This window comes from Mesorhizobium sp. M7A.F.Ca.US.005.03.2.1 (assembly GCF_003997795.1).
GTDB lineage: Bacteria > Pseudomonadota > Alphaproteobacteria > Rhizobiales > Rhizobiaceae > Mesorhizobium > Mesorhizobium ciceri.
This window is the reverse complement of record NZ_RZRP01000037.1, coordinates 1-16881: the sequence shown is the minus strand read 5'-3', so window position 1 is coordinate 16881 and position 16881 is coordinate 1. Positions and strand designations below refer to the sequence as shown.

General features: G+C 63.9%; 12 protein-coding genes and 2 pseudogenes. 10 read left to right on the top strand and 4 right to left on the bottom strand.

The window, feature by feature from the left end; all coding sequences use genetic code 11:
- Positions 1 to 133, top strand: a pseudogene (locus EN991_RS40710) (DNA helicase); the annotation flags it as partial.
- A 20-nt stretch (positions 134 to 153) separates the two neighbouring features.
- Here the strand turns inward: EN991_RS40710 and EN991_RS04010 are convergent.
- A complete protein-coding gene (locus EN991_RS04010) occupies positions 154 to 1101 on the bottom strand; it encodes a hydrogen peroxide-inducible genes activator (protein ID WP_013530140.1) in 948 nt (315 codons plus the stop codon).
- Between the two features lie 265 nt (positions 1102 to 1366).
- On the opposite strand from EN991_RS04010, the gene katG reads away from it, so the two are divergent.
- Entirely contained in the window at positions 1367 to 3562 is a 2196-nt protein-coding gene (gene katG, locus EN991_RS04005) for a catalase/peroxidase HPI (protein ID WP_063168780.1), read from the top strand.
- A gap of 182 nt (positions 3563 to 3744) precedes the next feature.
- The gene (locus EN991_RS04000) at positions 3745 to 4302 is read left to right on the top strand and encodes a GNAT family N-acetyltransferase (RefSeq protein WP_013530142.1); all 558 of its coding nucleotides are present in this window, start codon (positions 3745 to 3747) and stop codon (positions 4300 to 4302) included.
- 8 nt (positions 4303 to 4310) lie between these two features.
- On the opposite strand, the gene EN991_RS03995 is transcribed toward EN991_RS04000, so the two are convergent.
- Positions 4311 to 4727, bottom strand: a complete 417-nt coding sequence (locus EN991_RS03995; RefSeq protein ID WP_013530143.1) for a helix-turn-helix domain-containing protein — start codon at positions 4725 to 4727, stop codon at positions 4311 to 4313.
- A 105-nt stretch (positions 4728 to 4832) separates the two neighbouring features.
- Between EN991_RS03995 and EN991_RS03990 the strand changes: the two genes are divergently transcribed.
- The gene (locus EN991_RS03990; RefSeq protein ID WP_127368190.1) at positions 4833 to 7046 is read left to right on the top strand and encodes a heavy metal translocating P-type ATPase; all 2214 of its coding nucleotides are present in this window, start codon (positions 4833 to 4835) and stop codon (positions 7044 to 7046) included.
- Positions 7047 to 7107: 61 nt separating this feature from the next.
- On the opposite strand, the gene EN991_RS03985 is transcribed toward EN991_RS03990, so the two are convergent.
- Together EN991_RS03985 and EN991_RS03980 are read right to left on the bottom strand one after the other, a co-directional pair.
- Positions 7108 to 8292 carry an MFS transporter gene (locus tag EN991_RS03985; protein ID WP_127368189.1) on the bottom strand — a complete coding sequence of 395 codons (1185 nt, stop codon included), beginning with the start codon at positions 8290 to 8292 and terminating at the stop codon, positions 7108 to 7110.
- A gap of 145 nt (positions 8293 to 8437) precedes the next feature.
- Complete coding sequence (locus EN991_RS03980; RefSeq protein WP_013530146.1) at positions 8438 to 10102, bottom strand: Na/Pi cotransporter family protein; 1665 nt, start codon at positions 10100 to 10102, stop codon at positions 8438 to 8440.
- 387 nt (positions 10103 to 10489) lie between these two features.
- On the opposite strand from EN991_RS03980, the gene EN991_RS03975 reads away from it, so the two are divergent.
- The 6 genes and pseudogenes from EN991_RS03975 to EN991_RS03950 all read left to right on the top strand — a co-directional run.
- Positions 10490 to 10861 (top strand): RcnB family protein, encoded by a 372-nt coding sequence (locus EN991_RS03975; protein WP_013530147.1) that lies wholly within the window; start codon positions 10490 to 10492, stop codon positions 10859 to 10861.
- A gap of 141 nt (positions 10862 to 11002) precedes the next feature.
- Positions 11003 to 12940 (top strand): DNA primase, encoded by a 1938-nt coding sequence (gene dnaG, locus EN991_RS03970; protein ID WP_063168778.1) that lies wholly within the window; start codon positions 11003 to 11005, stop codon positions 12938 to 12940.
- Between the two features lie 426 nt (positions 12941 to 13366).
- A complete protein-coding gene (rpoD, locus tag EN991_RS03965) occupies positions 13367 to 15388 on the top strand; it encodes an RNA polymerase sigma factor RpoD (protein WP_013530149.1) in 2022 nt (673 codons plus the stop codon).
- 181 nt (positions 15389 to 15569) lie between these two features.
- The gene (locus EN991_RS03960; RefSeq protein WP_063168777.1) at positions 15570 to 15863 is read left to right on the top strand and encodes a GYD domain-containing protein; all 294 of its coding nucleotides are present in this window, start codon (positions 15570 to 15572) and stop codon (positions 15861 to 15863) included.
- 131 nt (positions 15864 to 15994) lie between these two features.
- Positions 15995 to 16363, top strand: a complete 369-nt coding sequence (locus EN991_RS03955; RefSeq protein WP_063168776.1) for a DCC1-like thiol-disulfide oxidoreductase family protein — start codon at positions 15995 to 15997, stop codon at positions 16361 to 16363.
- Between the two features lie 159 nt (positions 16364 to 16522).
- Positions 16523 to 16849 (top strand): annotated as a pseudogene (locus EN991_RS03950) (PadR family transcriptional regulator); the annotation flags it as partial.
- Positions 16850 to 16881: the final 32 nt, after the last annotated feature.

Here is a 16881-nt window from a genome sequence, read left to right as displayed (position 1 = left end):
GTCCTACGACCCGGCGCAGAAGCCGGTTCCCGATATCGGCGATGTGCGGTTGCCGAACCCTCTGGATCTGTCGCTGTTCAACAAGACCTGCTTCCTGAACAAGGGCGAGATCCGGTTCCACGCGGCAGGCTGACGATCGGGTCAGCCAAGCCTTCATTGGGCGGCTGCTACCAGGTTCAGCTCAACCGATGCCGGATTGTGCTGCGCGCGCAACGTTTCGGCCGCCTGGCGAACCACTTCGGATATAAGCATCAGCTGTTTGGCGATCGGGCTTGTCTTGCGCCAGATCATGCCGATCGTCCGCGACGGTTGGGGGTTGGCAAAGTGGGCGACAGACACCGCCGCCGAGCGCGTCTCCACCGGCACGGCCATTTCGGGAATCAAGGTGACGCCGACGCCGGCGCCGACCATCTGCACCAGGGTCGACAGCGAGCTGCCGTCCAGCAACTCCCTTGGCCGCGCCGAATGCATGTTGCAGAACGACAGCGCCTGGTCGCGAAAACAATGGCCTTCCTCCAGCAGAAGCAGCCGCATCTCGCGCAGCATTTCGCGGTTGGGGACCGGCTTTCCCTCGTCCTCGCCGGGCCGGACCAGCACGAAGTTCTCGGCAAACAGCACGATTTCCGTCAGCGAGGGTTCCGACACCGGCAAGGCGACGATGGCCGCGTCGAGCCGGCCGTCGGCCAGTTCCTGGATCAGCTTTTGCGTTTGCGTTTCGCGCACGTGGATATCGAGCCCGTCATGCATGCGGGCGAGGTTGCCGATGATGGCAGGCAAAAGGTAGGGTGCGATCGTCGGGATCACGCCGATGCGCAACCGTCCCACCAGCCGGTCGCGCGAGGCGCGGGCCAGATCCGTCAACTCATCCACCGAGCGTAGGATGTCGCGGACGCGCAAGGCGAATTCCTCGCCGAAATTGGTCAGCCGGACCTGGCGTGGGCCTCTTTGGAAAAGCTCCGTGCCCAGCGTTTCCTCCAACTCCCGGATCTGCACCGAGATGGCGGGCTGCGAGATCGAGCAGGCATCGGCGGCGCGGCCGAAATGATTGTGCCGGGCCAGCGCCTCGAAATAACGCAGCTGCTTCAGCGTCAGGTTTGTCATAATGTCATCTTATCGCTGCAATCAGGAAATCCAACTTAAATTAATCAAGCGGCTTTGCTATAGGAGTCGTAACGAAGATGAGGAGCAGCCGGGACCGCCTGGTGAGGCGCATGCCCGCAGCAACAGGACATCCAACATATTCGGTCGCGTATCGGGCTCAGGTCATCGCGCCAGCCATGAAACGGACCGCCTACAGGGACATTTTTGTGTCCCTGTTCACGCAGCAGTTGAACAGCTCAACACAGCCACGATCGGAGAGAAGAACATGGACGCACAGACCGATGATCCCAGTGCCGGCAAATGCCCCGTTGCGCACGGATCCTCCAGCAGGACGAACCGTGACTGGTGGCCGAACCAACTGGACCTTGGCGTTCTGCATCAGCAGTCGAACCTTTCGGACCCGATGGGCGAAGAGTTCGACTATGCCGAGGAATTCAAGTCGCTCGATCTCGATGCGGTGATCAAGGACCTGCACCAGGTGATGACGGATTCGCAGGATTGGTGGCCGGCCGACTTCGGCCATTACGGGCCGCTGTTCATCCGCATGGCCTGGCACAGTGCCGGCACCTACCGCATCGGCGACGGCCGTGGCGGCGCCGGGGCCGGCCAGCAGCGTTTTGCTCCGCTCAACAGCTGGCCGGACAATGCCAATCTCGACAAGGCGCGCCGGCTGCTGTGGCCGGTCAAGCAGAAATATGGGCGCAAGATCTCCTGGGCCGACCTGCTGATCCTCACCGGCAACGTCGCGCTGGAATCGATGGGCTTCAAGACCTTCGGTTTTGCTGGCGGCCGCGCCGACGTCTGGGAACCCGAGCAGGACGTCGATTGGGGTTCGGAAACCAAGTGGCTCGACGACAAGCGCTACTCCGGCGACCGCGAACTCCAGGGCCATCTCGGCGCCGTCCAGATGGGTCTGATCTATGTCAATCCGGAAGGGCCGAACGGCAAGCCGGATCCGCTGGCCTCGGCACGCGATATTCGCGAGACGTTCGGCCGCATGGCCATGAACGACGAGGAGACCGTGGCGCTGATCGCCGGCGGCCACACCTTCGGCAAAACCCACGGCGCCGGCGATGCTTCGCTTGTGGGTGCGGAGCCGGAAGGCGCCGGCATCGAAGCGCAGGGCCTCGGCTGGTCGAGCAAGCATGCCACGGGCATCGCCGGCGATGCCATCACCTCGGGCCTCGAGGTGACCTGGACCACGACGCCGACCAAGTGGAGCAACAACTTCTTCGACAATCTGTTCAACTTCGAATGGGAGCTGACCACGAGCCCGGCGGGCGCGCATCAGTGGACGCCGAAGGGCGGCGCCGGCGCCGGAACCGTGCCGGATGCCCACGATCCGTCCAAGCGCCGCGCGCCTGCCATGCTGACGACCGATCTCGCGCTGCGGGTCGATCCGGCCTACGAGAAGATCTCGCGGCGCTTCCATGAGCATCCGGACCAGTTCGCCGACGCTTTTGCCCGCGCCTGGTTCAAGCTGACCCATCGCGACATGGGGCCGGTCGTTCGCTATCTCGGCCCGCTCGTGCCGAAGGAAGAGCTGATCTGGCAGGATCCGATCCCCGCGGTCGACCACGAACTGGTCGGCGAGCAGGACATTGCGTCGCTGAAGGCGAAGATCCTGGCATCGGGCCTGTCGGTTTCCGAATTGGTCTCGACGGCGTGGGCCTCGGCCTCGACGTTCCGCAATTCCGACAAGCGCGGTGGTGCCAATGGTGCACGCATCCGGCTGGCGCCGCAGAAGGATTGGGAGGTCAACCAGCCGGCGGAACTGTCGAAGGTGCTGGCCAGGCTGGAAGCCATCCAGAAGGAGTTCAACGCGGCACAGACCGGCGGGAAAAAGATCTCGCTGGCCGACCTCATCGTTCTCGGCGGTGTCGCCGCTGTCGAGAAGGCGGCGAAGGATGGCGGCCACGAGGCCAAGGTGCCGTTCACGCCGGGTCGCATGGATGCTTCACAGGAACAGACGGATGTCCATTCCTTTGCCGCGCTCGAGCCGAAAGTCGATGGCTTCCGCAACTATGTCAGGGGCAAGCAGCCGATGTCGGTCGAAGCCATGCTGGTCGACCGGGCGCAATTGCTGTCGCTGACCGCACCCGAAATGACGGTGCTGGTCGGCGGTCTTCGTGTGCTCGGCGCCAACACGGCCAACTCGAAGCACGGCGTGTTCACCGACCGGCCGGGTACGTTGACCAACGACTTCTTCGTCAACCTGCTCAGCATGAACACGGTCTGGGATCCGGCCGCCGGCTCCGACGAAGTCTACGAGGCGCGTGACCGCAAGACCAAGGCGGTCAAGTGGACCGGCACCCGTGCCGACCTGATCTTCGGCTCGCACGCCCAATTGCGCGCGCTTGCCGAGGTCTACGGGTCGGCGGACGCCAAGGCGAAATTCACCAGGGATTTCGTTGCGGCATGGACCAAGGTGATGAACGCCGACCGCTTCGACATCGCCTGAGATCGCTAAAGGCGCTCCGGCGCGGCCGCGCCGGATCGCCGGTCCTCCCAAGGACACAACGCCAGGGCCGCGTTTCCAGTGATGGGAGCGCGGCCTTTGTCGTATGGGGCCGCGCTTTGGTGGACCGTGCCTCCCTGGTCAAGCATGCTATTTTGTGGGCATCGCGTCTGCACCGGTGCACCATGATCGAAATCGTCAAACCCGCGTTCGAACATCTGCCGTCCTACAAGGCGGCACTCGAACGCGGCTGGTCGCCGGACAATGTGCGATTGCTGGAAGCGACGCGCGAGCAGCTTGCGGCAATCGAAAGGGATCCCGTGGCTTTTCTCGCCGACCTCGATGATCCCCAGGCCAGGGGCGGTCCGATCACCTTGCCCGACGGCAAAAAGGTGCCGCGCCTGCCGGGCTTCCGCCGCTGGATCTGGGACGGCGAGGCGTCGGGCTCGATCGGCTTTCGCTGGCAGAAGGGCACGTCGGACCTGCCGCCGCATGTGCTCGGCCATATCGGCTATGCGGTGGTGCCGTGGAAGCGGCGGCGCGGTTACGCTACACAGGCGCTGCGCCTGATGCTGGAGGAGGCGAGGGCGGTCGGCCTGGCTCACGTCGAGATCACCGCCAAACCGGGCAATCCGGCCTCGCACAAGGTGATCCTGGCCAATGGCGGCAAGCTCGTCGAACGCTTTTTCGAGGACGCCGCCTATGGCGGAGCGGAAAGCTTGCGGTTCCGGATCGAGCTGTAGGATGTATCTCAACCATGCTCATCGGCGCACAGCGCATGATCCGACAGCGCGCGGATGACGTAGCAATCGCCGACCGTCTGGCCATTGCAGCACGTGGCGATGCGTTCGAGCTCGGCCTCGAGCCGCTTCAACTGGGCAATCTTTTCCCGCACCGAGATCAGTTGCTCCTCGGCGATCTTGTCGGCGTGGCCGCAGGGTTGCTCGGGGTGGCCGCTCAAATCGATCAGAGAGCGGATGTCCTCGACGGCGAAACCGAGATCGCGGGCGTGGCGGATGAAGGCCAACCGCTCCAGCTCCTGCCTGGAATAGCGGCGCTGGTTGCCTTCCGAGCGCTCGGGTGCGGCAACAAGGCCCATCTGCTCGTAGTAGCGGATGGTCGGCACCTTGACCCCGGTGCGGCGCGAGAGATCACCGATCGAAAACATGAATTGCCTCTTGAAGCTCTAGTGACTAGAGCAATTACAGTGCCTGACATCAGCGTTCAAGACCCATGCGGCGACGCCGCGCGGGCAAGACAGACAGGTGATGTGATGACGGCGCCCCTCGACCAGGTAAAAATCAGGCAGACGCGGTTCAAGATCGGCGGCATGGATTGCGCCTCTTGCGCAACCAAGATCGATACGGCGGTGCGTCGCCTAGACGGCGTCGCCGATGTCTCGGTTTCGGTGACCGGTGCCAGCATGACGGTCAGCCATGGCGGCGCGTTGCCGGAAGACAGGGTGCTGCAGCAGGTTGCTCGGCTCGGCTACGGCATCGTCAGGGCCGAGGCACATGTATCGCCGATGTCAAACAAGGCGCACGCCGATCACGTCCACAATGACCATGAAGGCCACGATCATGCGAGCCACGATCCCGATCCCGATCATGGCCATTCCGAGACGGGGCAGGCGTGGTGGCGTTCCCGCCGGGCGGTGCTGACGCTCGCCTGCGCGGCAGCGCTTCTCGCCGCATACGGCATCGGCCATCTGTTCCCGGTGGCGGAACGCGGGGTGTTCCTGGCCGCGCTGTTGGTCGGCCTGGTGCCGATCGCACGGCGCGCGCTGATGGCCGCATTGGCCGGCACGCCGTTTTCGATCGAGATGCTGATGACCATCGCGGCGATAGGCGCCGTGATGATCGGTGCCACTGAAGAGGCCGCCGCCGTGGTGGTGCTCTTCCTGATCGGCGAGCTTCTGGAGGGTGTCGCCGCCGGCCGGGCGCGGGCGAGCATCCAGGGACTTGCCGATCTGGTGCCGAAGACGGCCTTGGTCGAGCGCGCAGGCGGCACATCGGAGTGTCCCGCCGAAGACCTTGCGGTCGGCGATATCATCCTGGTGCGGCCGGGCGACCGCATCCCGGCCGATGGCGAGATCATCGAGGGCGCGAGCGAAATCGACGAGGCGCCGGTGACCGGCGAGAGCACGCCGAAGCGCAAGGGCGTTGCGGACGCCGTCTTTGCCGGCACGATCAGCATCGATGGCGTGCTCAAGGTGCGGGTGACGGCGGCCGCTTCCGACAACACCATCGCCCGAATCGTGCGGCTGGTGGAGGAGGCGCAGGAGGCCAAGGCGCCGACAGAGCGCTTCATCGATCGCTTCTCGCGCACCTACACGCCGGCGGTGCTGGCGGTCGGTGCGCTGGTGGCATTGTTGCCGCCGCTGCTTGCCGGCGGCGACTGGAACGAATGGATCTACAAGGGCCTGGCGATCCTGCTGATCGGCTGCCCCTGCGCGCTGGTCATCTCGACCCCGGCGGCGATCGCCGCGGGCCTTGCGACCGGTGCGCGGCGTGGCCTGTTGATGAAAGGCGGTGCGGTGCTGGAAGGCTTTCGCCGGATCACGGCGGTCGCCTTCGACAAGACCGGCACGCTGACCGCAGGCAAGCCTGCCGTCACCGACATCGTGGCGTATGGAAGGGATGAACGCACCGTGCTGGCGCTGGCGGCAGCACTGGAGCAGGGCTCCAGCCATCCGTTGGCGATGGCGATCCTGGACCGGGCCAAGGCCGACAAGGCGCCGGTGCCGCCGGCTCTCGCGGCGAAGGCAATCTCGGGCAAGGGTGTCGAGGGCAGCGTTGGCGGCGTCGCCGTCTTCCTCGGCTCCGGCCAGGCGGCGGGCGAACGCGCCGACATGACGCAAGCGCAGCGCCTCGCCGTCGACAGCCTCAACGGCCAGGGCAAGACGGTGTCAGTGCTGGTCGCCGATGGCGTGGTGGCCGGGCTGATTGCCATGCGCGACGAGCCGCGGCCGGATGCTGCGGCCGGGATCGCGGCGCTGAAGGCCGAGAGCATCCGCGCGGTGATGCTGACCGGCGACAACCGCCGCACGGCGCAAGCCATCGCCGCTTCGCTCGGCATCGAGGCGCGGGCGGACCTGTTGCCCCAGGACAAGCAGCGCATCGTCGGCGAATTGCAGCGCGAGGGTTTCAAGGTCGCCAAGGTCGGCGACGGCATCAACGACGCGCCGGCGCTCGCGGCCGCCGATATCGGCATTGCCATGGGCGGCGGCACCGACGTGGCGCTGGAGACCGCGGACGCGGCGATCCTGCACGGCCGCGTCATGGACGTCGCGCGTATGGTGAAACTGTCGCGGGCGGTGATGGCCAATATCGGCCAGAACATCACCGTGGCGCTGGGGCTGAAGGCGGTGTTCCTGGTCACCACCATTTTGGGCATCACCGGCCTGTGGCCGGCGATCCTGGCCGATACCGGCGCGACCGTGCTGGTCACCGCCAACGCCATGCGCCTGCTGCGCTGGCGCGGGTGAAGTGTTTTTGGTTGATCGCGATCTTTTCGGAAAACCGGCGTCCACTTTTCCGGATCGTGATCTACTCGGCTGGGGCTGTCAGCGGCGGCGTGGCGTTGCTGCGCCCTTCCCAGACATAAGAGGCGAGCGCCACTGCCACGGCAACCAGCATGGCGATGGCGCCCAGCAGCGGCAGGCTGCGGTAGCCATAGCCGCTGTTCAGCATCGCGGCGCCCAACGAAGCGGCCAGCGCGATGCCGACATTGAAGCCGGAGGGAATGAGCGACGAGGCAAGGTTCGAGGCGTCCGCGGTCCAGGCCAGGATGCGGGTCTGGATCGGCGTGCCGATGGCGAAGTTGAGACCGCCCCAGATGACGATCGCCACAACCATCGGCAGGGGATAGGGGCTGACGGCATAGATGACGCCAAGCGTCACCGCCTGCAGGGCCAGCATGGTGATCAATGACGGCATCAGCTTCCAGTCGGAGAGCTTGCCGCCGAGGAAGACGCCAAGGGTTGCGCCGACGCCGTTGAGCAGCAGCACCCACGGCACCAGGTTCTCGTCGAGACCGGTGACTTCCAGCAGTGTCGGGGTGATGTAGGTGAACAGGCCGAACTGGCCGATCATCAGCATCAGCATCAGGATCAGCGATGTCCAGACCTGCTGGCGGGCCAGCACGCGGACCTCGCGGGCGAAGCCGGCGGGCTTGGCCGATGAGCCGGTGGTGCGCGGCAAAAGGGTTGCCATGGCAAGCGTTGCCGCGACACCCAGCGCGCACATCACCCAGAAAGTCGCACGCCAGCCCCAGATGTTGCCGATTGCGGTGCCGGCCGGCACGCCGATGACGTTGGAGACGGTGAGGCCGGACAGGATGACGGCGACAGCCATGCCGCGCTGGTCCTCGCGCACGAGACCGACGGCGACGACCATGGCGACGCCGAAATAGGCGCCATGCGCGACCGCCACGGCAATGCGCAACAGAAGCATCGAGGTGAAATCGGGCGCCAGCGCGCAAGCCGCCTGGCCAATGGTGAAGGCGATGGCGAGGCCGAGCAGCAAGGTCTTGCGCGACAATGACTTGGTGGCGAGCGCCAGCAGCGGGCCGCCGATGGCGATGCCGCCGGCATAGCCGGAGACGAGATAGCCGGCGGAGGGAACCGAGACGCCCAGGCCTTGCGCCACCTGCGGCAGCACGCCGGCAATGACGAATTCGGTGGTGCCGAAGGCAAAGGCGGCGATGAACAGGGCGATGAGCGGAAGCGACATGGAGAAGCCTTAGCTGGAAGCGCCTCAAACCACGGATGGGCTTTGCGGGCAATCCAGAAATTTTTGTCGCGAGTTTAGGTTTTCTTGAATTGGATGCGAGCAGCCGCTTCCCTTCTCCCCAGGGGAGAAGGGAAAGTGGCGCTTCTCAGCTCGCCTTCAACCGCGACCCCGTCAGCAGGCCGCGCTCTTCAAGCACCGGATAGGCCATCGAGGCCAGCAGCGAATTGATCTGTTTCAGGTCGCGGATGGTGTCGAGATGGATCGAGCTGGTTTCGACGCTCTTGGCGGTGCCGTCGCGCAGCCGCACGAAATGGCTGGCGCTGGTTTCCTTTTCGCGGTCGCGCAGCCGGTCCTTTTCCAGCACCAGCTGACGGGCGGTCTCGGGATCGCGCGACACCAGAACGTTGAAGGCAAGCCGCGCATTGGCCAGAACCGAGCCATGGAAGGCGCACAACTCGGCCCAGCCCTCGTCGGTGAATTCCAGTCCGCGCTCGAACTTCTTCTTCACATGCACCAGCATGTTGCGCACGATGATGTCGCCGACCTGCTCGAGCTTGACGCAGGCGCCGATCAGTTCCTGGCAGCGCAGCGCCTCGTCCTCGGTCAGCGGGTTCCTGGTCAGTTTGGCGAGGTAGAGCTTGATCGCGGCGTGCTTGCGGTCGACGCGGTCGTCGAGTGCGGCCAGCGCCTTGATCTTGTCGGCGTCGGCACTTTCATAGAGTTCGATGATACGCTTGAGCATGATCTCGATCGTCTCGCAGACCCGCACCACCTCGCGGGTGGCATTGGCCAGCGCCTGGCTCGGCACGTCGAGCGCGCTTTCGTTGAGCGCGGACAGCTCGACGACGTCAAGCGAGGCGGCCGGCACGGGCTTGGTGCCAAGTGCGACGATCTTCTCCGAAGCGCGGTAGACGAAGCCTGCCAGCGGCAGGCCGGCGAGCAGGATCAGCACATTGAACAGGATGTGGGCATTGACGATCTGGTCCGCCGCCGTCGAACCGAGAAAGGCGAAGTGCGGCCTGAAGATCATGACCAGGATCAGCATGACCAGCGAGCCAAGCCCGCGCATCAGGAGATTGCCGATCGGCACGACGCGCACTTCGGGGCTCGACGAGCGGGTCAGCATCGGCGCGATGATCGAGGAGCCGAGGTTGACGCCAAGGATGAGAACGACGCCAAGTTCGGGCGTGATCAGGCCACGGCCTGCCAGCGTCGCCATCAACAGCACCGCCGCGATGCTCGACTGGAACAGCCAGGTGATCAGTGCCGCCAGCAGATAGGCGGTGATGGAATCGGTCGAGAAGTAGTTGATGATGACCGGCATGAGCTGGCTGTTGCGCAGGGGCTCCGATGCCTGGCCGATCATCTCCAGCGACAGGATCAGAAGGCCGATGCCGACCAGGATGCGGCCGGACTGGCGCCAGTCGCGCCGCTCGGTGGCCATGAACATGACCGTGCCGGTGATCAGGCACAGCGGCACCAGCAAGGTGAGGTCGAAGGTCAGCAGCTTGACCACCAGCGCCGAGCCGATCTCGGCGCCGCGCACCGCCAATTGGCCCGCGGCGCCAGAGACGATGCCAGAGCCGGCGAAGGAGCCGACCAGCAGCGTGACGGCGGTGGAGCTCTGCAGGGCGATGGCAAGGCCGGTGCCGGCCAGCACCGCCATGATCGGATTGCGCATGGTGGCGCGGAGGCGATGGCGCAGCACGTCGCCATAGGCGCGTTCAACGCCGGTCTTCACCATGCGGGTGGCAAACAGCATCAGCGCCACGGCGCCGGCCAGATGCAGAAGGACGACGGACCCGCTCATTTCGTCCCCCGCATGCAAACAGGGCGCCCGCCCTGTTTTGCGTGGCGATCAGAAGGAAAAACGAGGGAACGAATCATGTTCATGGCGGTGACTTATAATAGCTCGAATATTTTAGCCGGATAATAAAATCTTGTCGATTTCAAGGGCCGTTGCCGCGCGACAGGCGGTGTCGGAAAATGGACGGACGCGCAAATGGTTGCATTGCTGGGCGGGCGCGAAGCGGCGGATAGGCCGAGTTTGCGGTGCGACTGGCTCCTGCCTTTGCGATCATGTTCAGCTTCCTTGGGTAAATCAAGGAATCCATTACATAATTGTAATGCGTGCGTTCAGTTTCGGTTCATCGATGGGCAGCTACTGCTTCGATATCGACAACCAAGGAGACTTCTCATGAAACGCATCGTCCTTTCCGCACTCGCTTTCTCGATGCTGGCCGCCACGTCGCTCACCGGCCAGGCCGCACCGCTGAATGCGCCGAACGCGCCGCAGTCGAACTACAGCCAGGTCGACTGGCAGAAGCCCGGCCACCACAGCGATGTGAGGAAGCGCGTTTACAAGAAGAAGGTCGTCGTCGTGAAGCGCAACAACTGGCGGCATGGCCAGAAATATTCCGGCTGGAAGCGCCATCAGCCGATCCGCGACTATGGCCGCTACGGCCTGCATCGCCCCGGCCGCGGCCAGGAATGGATCCGCGTCGGCAACGACTATGTGCTGGTCGGCATCCTCTCCGGCGTCATCTTCGGCGCGCTTGCCGCGCATTAATCGGCACCTTGCCGGACATTGAAAAGGGAGGCGGCCCGCTACGGCCGCCTTTCTTTTTGCCTGTGGAAACCGGGTATGGCCCGCATTAAGGGTCGTCGGATTTCGCGGGCGTGATTATATAATCGGGAAACGAGTTCCCCGATGCGCTTTCCACCCGCCTTCCTCGACGAGATACGCGACCGCGTGCCGATTTCATCGGTGATCGGCCAGCGCGTCGCGTGGGACCGCAAGAAGACCAACGCACCGCGCGGCGACTATTGGGCCTGCTGCCCGTTCCATGGCGAGAAGAGCCCTTCCTTCCACTGCGAGGACAAGAAGGGCCGCTACCATTGTTTCGGCTGTTCGGTCTCGGGCGATCATTTCAAGTTCCTCACCGAACTGGACGGGATGAGCTTTCCCGAAGCTGTGGAAAAGATCGCCGACATGGCCGGGGTGCCGATGCCGGTCCGCGATGCGCAGGAGGAGCGGCGCGAAAAGGAACGCGCCAGCCTGACCGACGTCATGGAGATGGCGACCGCCTTCTTCCAGGAACGGCTGCAGGGACCGGAAGGCGCCAAGGCGCGTGCCTATCTGCGCGACCGCGGCCTGACGCCGGCGACGCAGCAATCGTTCCGGCTTGGTTTTGCGCCCGACAGCCGCAATGCGCTGAAGGAGCATCTCGCCGCCAGGGGCGTGCCGAAAGCCGATATCGAGGCCTGCGGACTGGTGCGCCACGGCGACGACATCCCGGTTTCCTATGACTGGTTCCGCGACCGCATCATGTTTCCGATCCCGGATTCCAGGGGGAAGATCATCGCCTTTGGCGGCCGCGCGCTGCAGCCCGATGCGCTGGCCAAATACATGAACTCGCCCGACACCGAGCTCTTCCACAAGGGCAACGTGCTTTATAATTTCGCCCGCGCCCGCAAGGCCTTGGCCAAGGGCGGCACGGTCATCGCCGTCGAAGGCTATATGGATGTCATCGCGCTGGCACAGGCCGGCTTCGAGAATGTCGTGGCGCCGCTCGGCACCGCGCTTACCGAGAACCAGCTCGAGCTGCTGTGGCGCATGGCGCCGGAGCCGATGTTGTGCTTCGACGGCGACAAGGCCGGGTTGAAGGCCGCGTGGCGGGCCGCCGACATGGCGCTGCCGTCGGTGCAGGCCGGCCGCTCGGCGCGTTTCGCGCTGCTGCCGGAAGGCAAGGATCCCGACGATCTGGTCAAGGCCGAAGGACCGGATGCGTTTCGTAGCGTTCTGGCCGAGGCGCGGCCGCTGGTCGATCTTTTATGGATGCGTGAGACGGCGGGCGGCGTCTTCGACACGCCGGAGCGGCGGGCCGAGCTTGAGAAGACGCTGCGCGAACTGACCAGCCGCATCCGCGATGAAAGTCTCCGCTACCATTATCAACAGGAGATGCGCGAGCGCGTGTTGAGCTTCTTCGGCTCGCAGCGCGGCACCAGGCAAAGCGGCCGCCAGGATGGGCGCCCGGGCCAGGGCAAGGCAGCCGCTCCCGGCGGGCAGTTCGCCAAGAGCGGTGGCGGCCGCATTGCGATCACCGAAAGTCTCGGCCAGTCGGCTTTGGTCAAACGCGGCGGCGAGGGGATGTCGGTGCGCGAGGCGACGATCATCGTCGCATTGGTCAACCATCCGGCACTGATCGACGAGAATTTCGCCCATATCGAGTTTCTCGATCTCGCCAACTCCGATCTGAGGCGGCTGCATGCGGCAATCCTCGATGCAATGGCGCATGACATGGCCAATGACCGGCAGGCGGTGATTGCGACGATCGAACGCGCCGGCTGCGCCGAGATCTGGGAGCGGGCCGTCGGGTTGATCCGGCGGATGCGGCAATGGCCGGCGCTGGAGACCGCCGCCCTTGAAGATGCCCGCGATGCTTTCAGCCAGGCGCTGCACTTGCAGCGCAGCGCGCGCACCTTACATAAGGAACTGAAACAGGCGGAAGCGGCGCTCGCCACCGATCCCACAGACGAAAACTACCGGCACCTGATCGAAATTCAGGCGCAATTCCAGGATGTGCAAGCCACGGAAGCGCTGATCGAAGGGTTTGGCGTCTCCTCGGGCAGGGCAGGGCGAGCTTAGTTGGAAGCGAGTGAATTGAGAAAGCGTCGTTGCGCGTCGAAATGGCGCGTAACGGGCTAAGTCGGGTAATTGATTCGCTTTTTTCATGCGAATCATGCGAGAGGCGCTTGACCTTCTGGCAGATTGGCGGAATCAGGACGATTCGAAACGTTAACCCGAACCCGCGTCGACGGGAAATAAGCGATGTGAGGTACTGGTCACTGGACAGGCAGCCCGCCTGCCACAGATATCAGGGTTAATCTGGACTTAATGGATGTCGCCCAAAAAGGGGAAACCCGGTTTTGGGGCAACGACATACACCAAACGAAACGAGTTGATGCAGTTACTGGCCCGGTGAAGCGCGTTTCATAAGCGAGCGCATCCGATTTGACTGGTCCGACAGCTTACGCGGCTTTGAAGTTCGGCCGCTAGGAGAAGATAAAGACTATGGCGACAAAGGAAAAGGAAGAGGTCGAAACCGAACGCGAAGGCGCCACCGATGGCCCTCTGCTCGACCTTTCCGATGATGCTGTCAAGAAGATGATCAAGGCCGCCAAGAAGCGCGGCTATGTCACCATGGACGAGCTGAATTCGGTGCTGCCCTCAGAGGAAGTGACCTCCGAGCAGATCGAGGACACGATGGCGATGCTGTCCGACATGGGCATCAACGTGGTCGAGGACGACGAGCAGGGCGAGGAGCCCGAGGCCGCCGACACCGCGGCCGATGCCGAGGAAGACGCCAACGAGCTGGCTGAGCAGACCGGCACCGCGGTTGCCGCCACCACCACCAAGAAAGAACCGACCGATCGCACCGACGATCCGGTGCGCATGTATCTGCGCGAGATGGGCTCGGTGGAGCTTTTGTCGCGCGAGGGCGAAATTGCCATCGCCAAACGCATCGAGGCCGGTCGCGAGACGATGATCGCGGGTCTGTGCGAAAGCCCGCTGACCTTCCAGGCCATCATCATCTGGCGCGACGAACTCAACGAATCCAAGATCCTGCTGCGTGAGATCATCGATCTCGAAGCCACCTATGCCGGCCCCGAGGCCAAGCAGGCGCCGGTGGTCGAGCGCGTCGAGGAAGCCAAGGTCGAGGACAAGCCGCGCCGTTCGCGCGACGACGAAGACGACATCACCAATGTCGGCGCCGATACGCGTGGGCTGACGGATGACGACGACGAAGACGAGGACGAAGCAAGCCTGTCGCTGGCCGCGATGGAAGCGGAACTCCGCCCGCAGGTGATGGAGACGCTCGACGTTATCGCCGACACCTACAAAAAGCTGCGCAAGCTGCAGGATCAGCAGGTCGAGAACCGTCTGGCCGCGGCCGGCACGCTGTCGCCCAGCCAGGATCGCCGGCTGAAGGAGCTGAAGGACCAGCTGATCAAGGCGGTGAAGTCGCTGTCGCTCAACACGGCGCGCATCGAGGCGCTGGTCGAGCAGCTCTACGACATCAACAAGCGCCTGGTGCAGAACGAAGGCAAGCTGCTCAGGCTCGCCGAAAGCTACGGCGTGCGTCGCGAAGAGTTCCTGAAGGAATATCAGGGTTCCGAGCTCGACCCGAACTGGACGCGCTCGATCGGCAACCTGACCTCGCGCGGCTGGAAGGAATTCACCAAGAACGAGAAGGATGCGATCAAGGACCTGCGCGCCGAGATCCAGAACCTCGCCACCGAAACGGCGATCTCGATCCTGGAATTCCGCAAGATCGTCAACCAGGTGCAGAAGGGCGAGCGCGAAGCGGCGATCGCCAAGAAGGAAATGGTCGAGGCCAATCTGCGCCTCGTCATCTCAATCGCCAAGAAATACACCAATCGCGGCCTGCAGTTCCTCGACCTGATCCAGGAAGGCAATATCGGCCTGATGAAGGCGGTCGACAAATTCGAATACCGCCGTGGTTACAAGTTCTCGACCTACGCGACATGGTGGATCCGGCAGGCGATCACGCGTTCGATCGCCGATCAGGCGCGCACCATCCGCATTCCGGTGCACATGATCGAAACGATCAACAAGATCGTGCGCACCTCGCGCCAGATGCTGCACGAGATCGGCCGCGAGCCGACGCCGGAAGAACTGGCCGAAAAGCTTGCCATGCCGCTCGAAAAGGTACGCAAGGTCTTGAAGATCGCCAAGGAGCCGATCTCGCTCGAAACGCCGGTCGGCGACGAGGAGGATTCGCATCTGGGCGATTTCATCGAGGACAAGATGGCGATCCTGCCGATCGACGCGGCGATCCAGGCCAATCTGCGCGAGACCACCACGCGCGTGCTGGCCTCGCTGACGCCGCGCGAGGAGCGCGTGCTCAGAATGCGCTTCGGTATCGGCATGAACACCGACCACACGCTGGAAGAAGTCGGCCAGCAGTTCTCGGTTACCCGCGAGCGTATCCGCCAGATCGAAGCCAAGGCGCTGCGCAAGCTCAAGCACCCGAGCAGGTCGCGCAAGCTGCGCAGTTTCCTGGATAGCTGAGACTTACCGATGCAAAGAGTTCAAGGGCGCCGATGGCGCCCTTTTTTGTTTGTGGGGCGCACTCTTGCGGGCCGGGCCCTTCGGGAGGATAATTTCGCTGTCGGATGCATTTCTGGGCGATAACCCGGATGCCCGCCCCGGCGAAGCCGCCGTGCTCCGTGGCCCCGGAGGGAGGTGTGCCATGACAAGCTACATCGTGCTGATGAACTGGACGGAGCAGGGTGCCAGAAACGTGCGCGAGTCACCGAAGCGGCTCGACGCCGCCAGAAAGCAGCTGGGAGACATGGGCGGATCGTTCAAGGCGTTCTACCTGACCATGGGCGAATACGACATGGTGGCGATGGTCGAAGCGCCCGACGACGCGGTGCTGGCGCGCTTCTCGCTGATGCTGGCGGCAGCCGGCAATGTCAGGACGCGGACGCTGAAGGCCTTTCCCGAATTGGCCTACCGCGAGATCGTCACCTCGCTCGGATAGAGCCTGTAGCGGAAGGGCCGGACCGGCTGGCCCGATACATTCTCCTTCGCGCGAGCGACCGAGCGACGTCTTGACGGCGCCCGATCGTTCGTGGTCCTTCAAGTTTGCGCTACCAACCAAATGCCGGAACTATGCTGACCGTCTGGTACAATACGCGCTGCCCGGTCTGCGATGCCGGGATCAGCAGGCAGAAGCGGCGGCTGATCGAAGCGGTCAAGGCTGGGCGGATCGAGTTCCGAGACATCAATCTTGAACCGGCAGCGCTAGCCGGATTTGGCGCGTCGCTTGAGGATATCCGCCGCCGGCTGCACGCCACCGATGCCGAGGGCCGACTGCTGGTCGGCGCCGATGTCGCCATCGCGGTATGGAAGGTCACGCCGGGCGAGGGCTGGTTGGCGACGCTGTTCGGCAATCCGGTTGCCTTGCCGCTGACACGCTTTGCCTACGATCGCTTTGCCGATCTTCTCTATGCCTGGAACCGGCGCAAGGGGCGCTGGTAGCCGAATTTATCGGTGGCCGCCGTTCGCAACGAAGCGGCCGAGACTGGAAAATCGAGCCCGCTGGTGCTGCATTCAGATACATCGTAAGATATATCTTGACTCCATCGATTGACTTGCCTAATTAAGATATATCGTACGATACAACTCAAGGAGCAATCAATGCACAAACACAATCATTTCGGGCGCGGTCATTTCGGCGAGCGCATGTTCATGCACATGGCCGGCAAATTCGGTGGCAGAGGGGGCGGCGGCTTTGGCCCGTTCGGCCACGGCGGCCGTGGTGGCGGGCGCGGCGGTCCGGGCGACATGTTCCGCGCCGGACGCATGCTGGCCGACGGCGACCTCAAGCTGATCACGCTGTCGCTGCTGGCCGAAGCGCCGCGTCACGGCTACGACATCATCAAGGCCCTGGAAGAGCGCACCAGCGGCATCTACAGCCCGAGCCCGGGCGTGGTCTACCCGACGCTGACCTTCCTGGAAGAGGCGGCATAGCCGGCCTCTTCCAGGAAGGTCAGCGT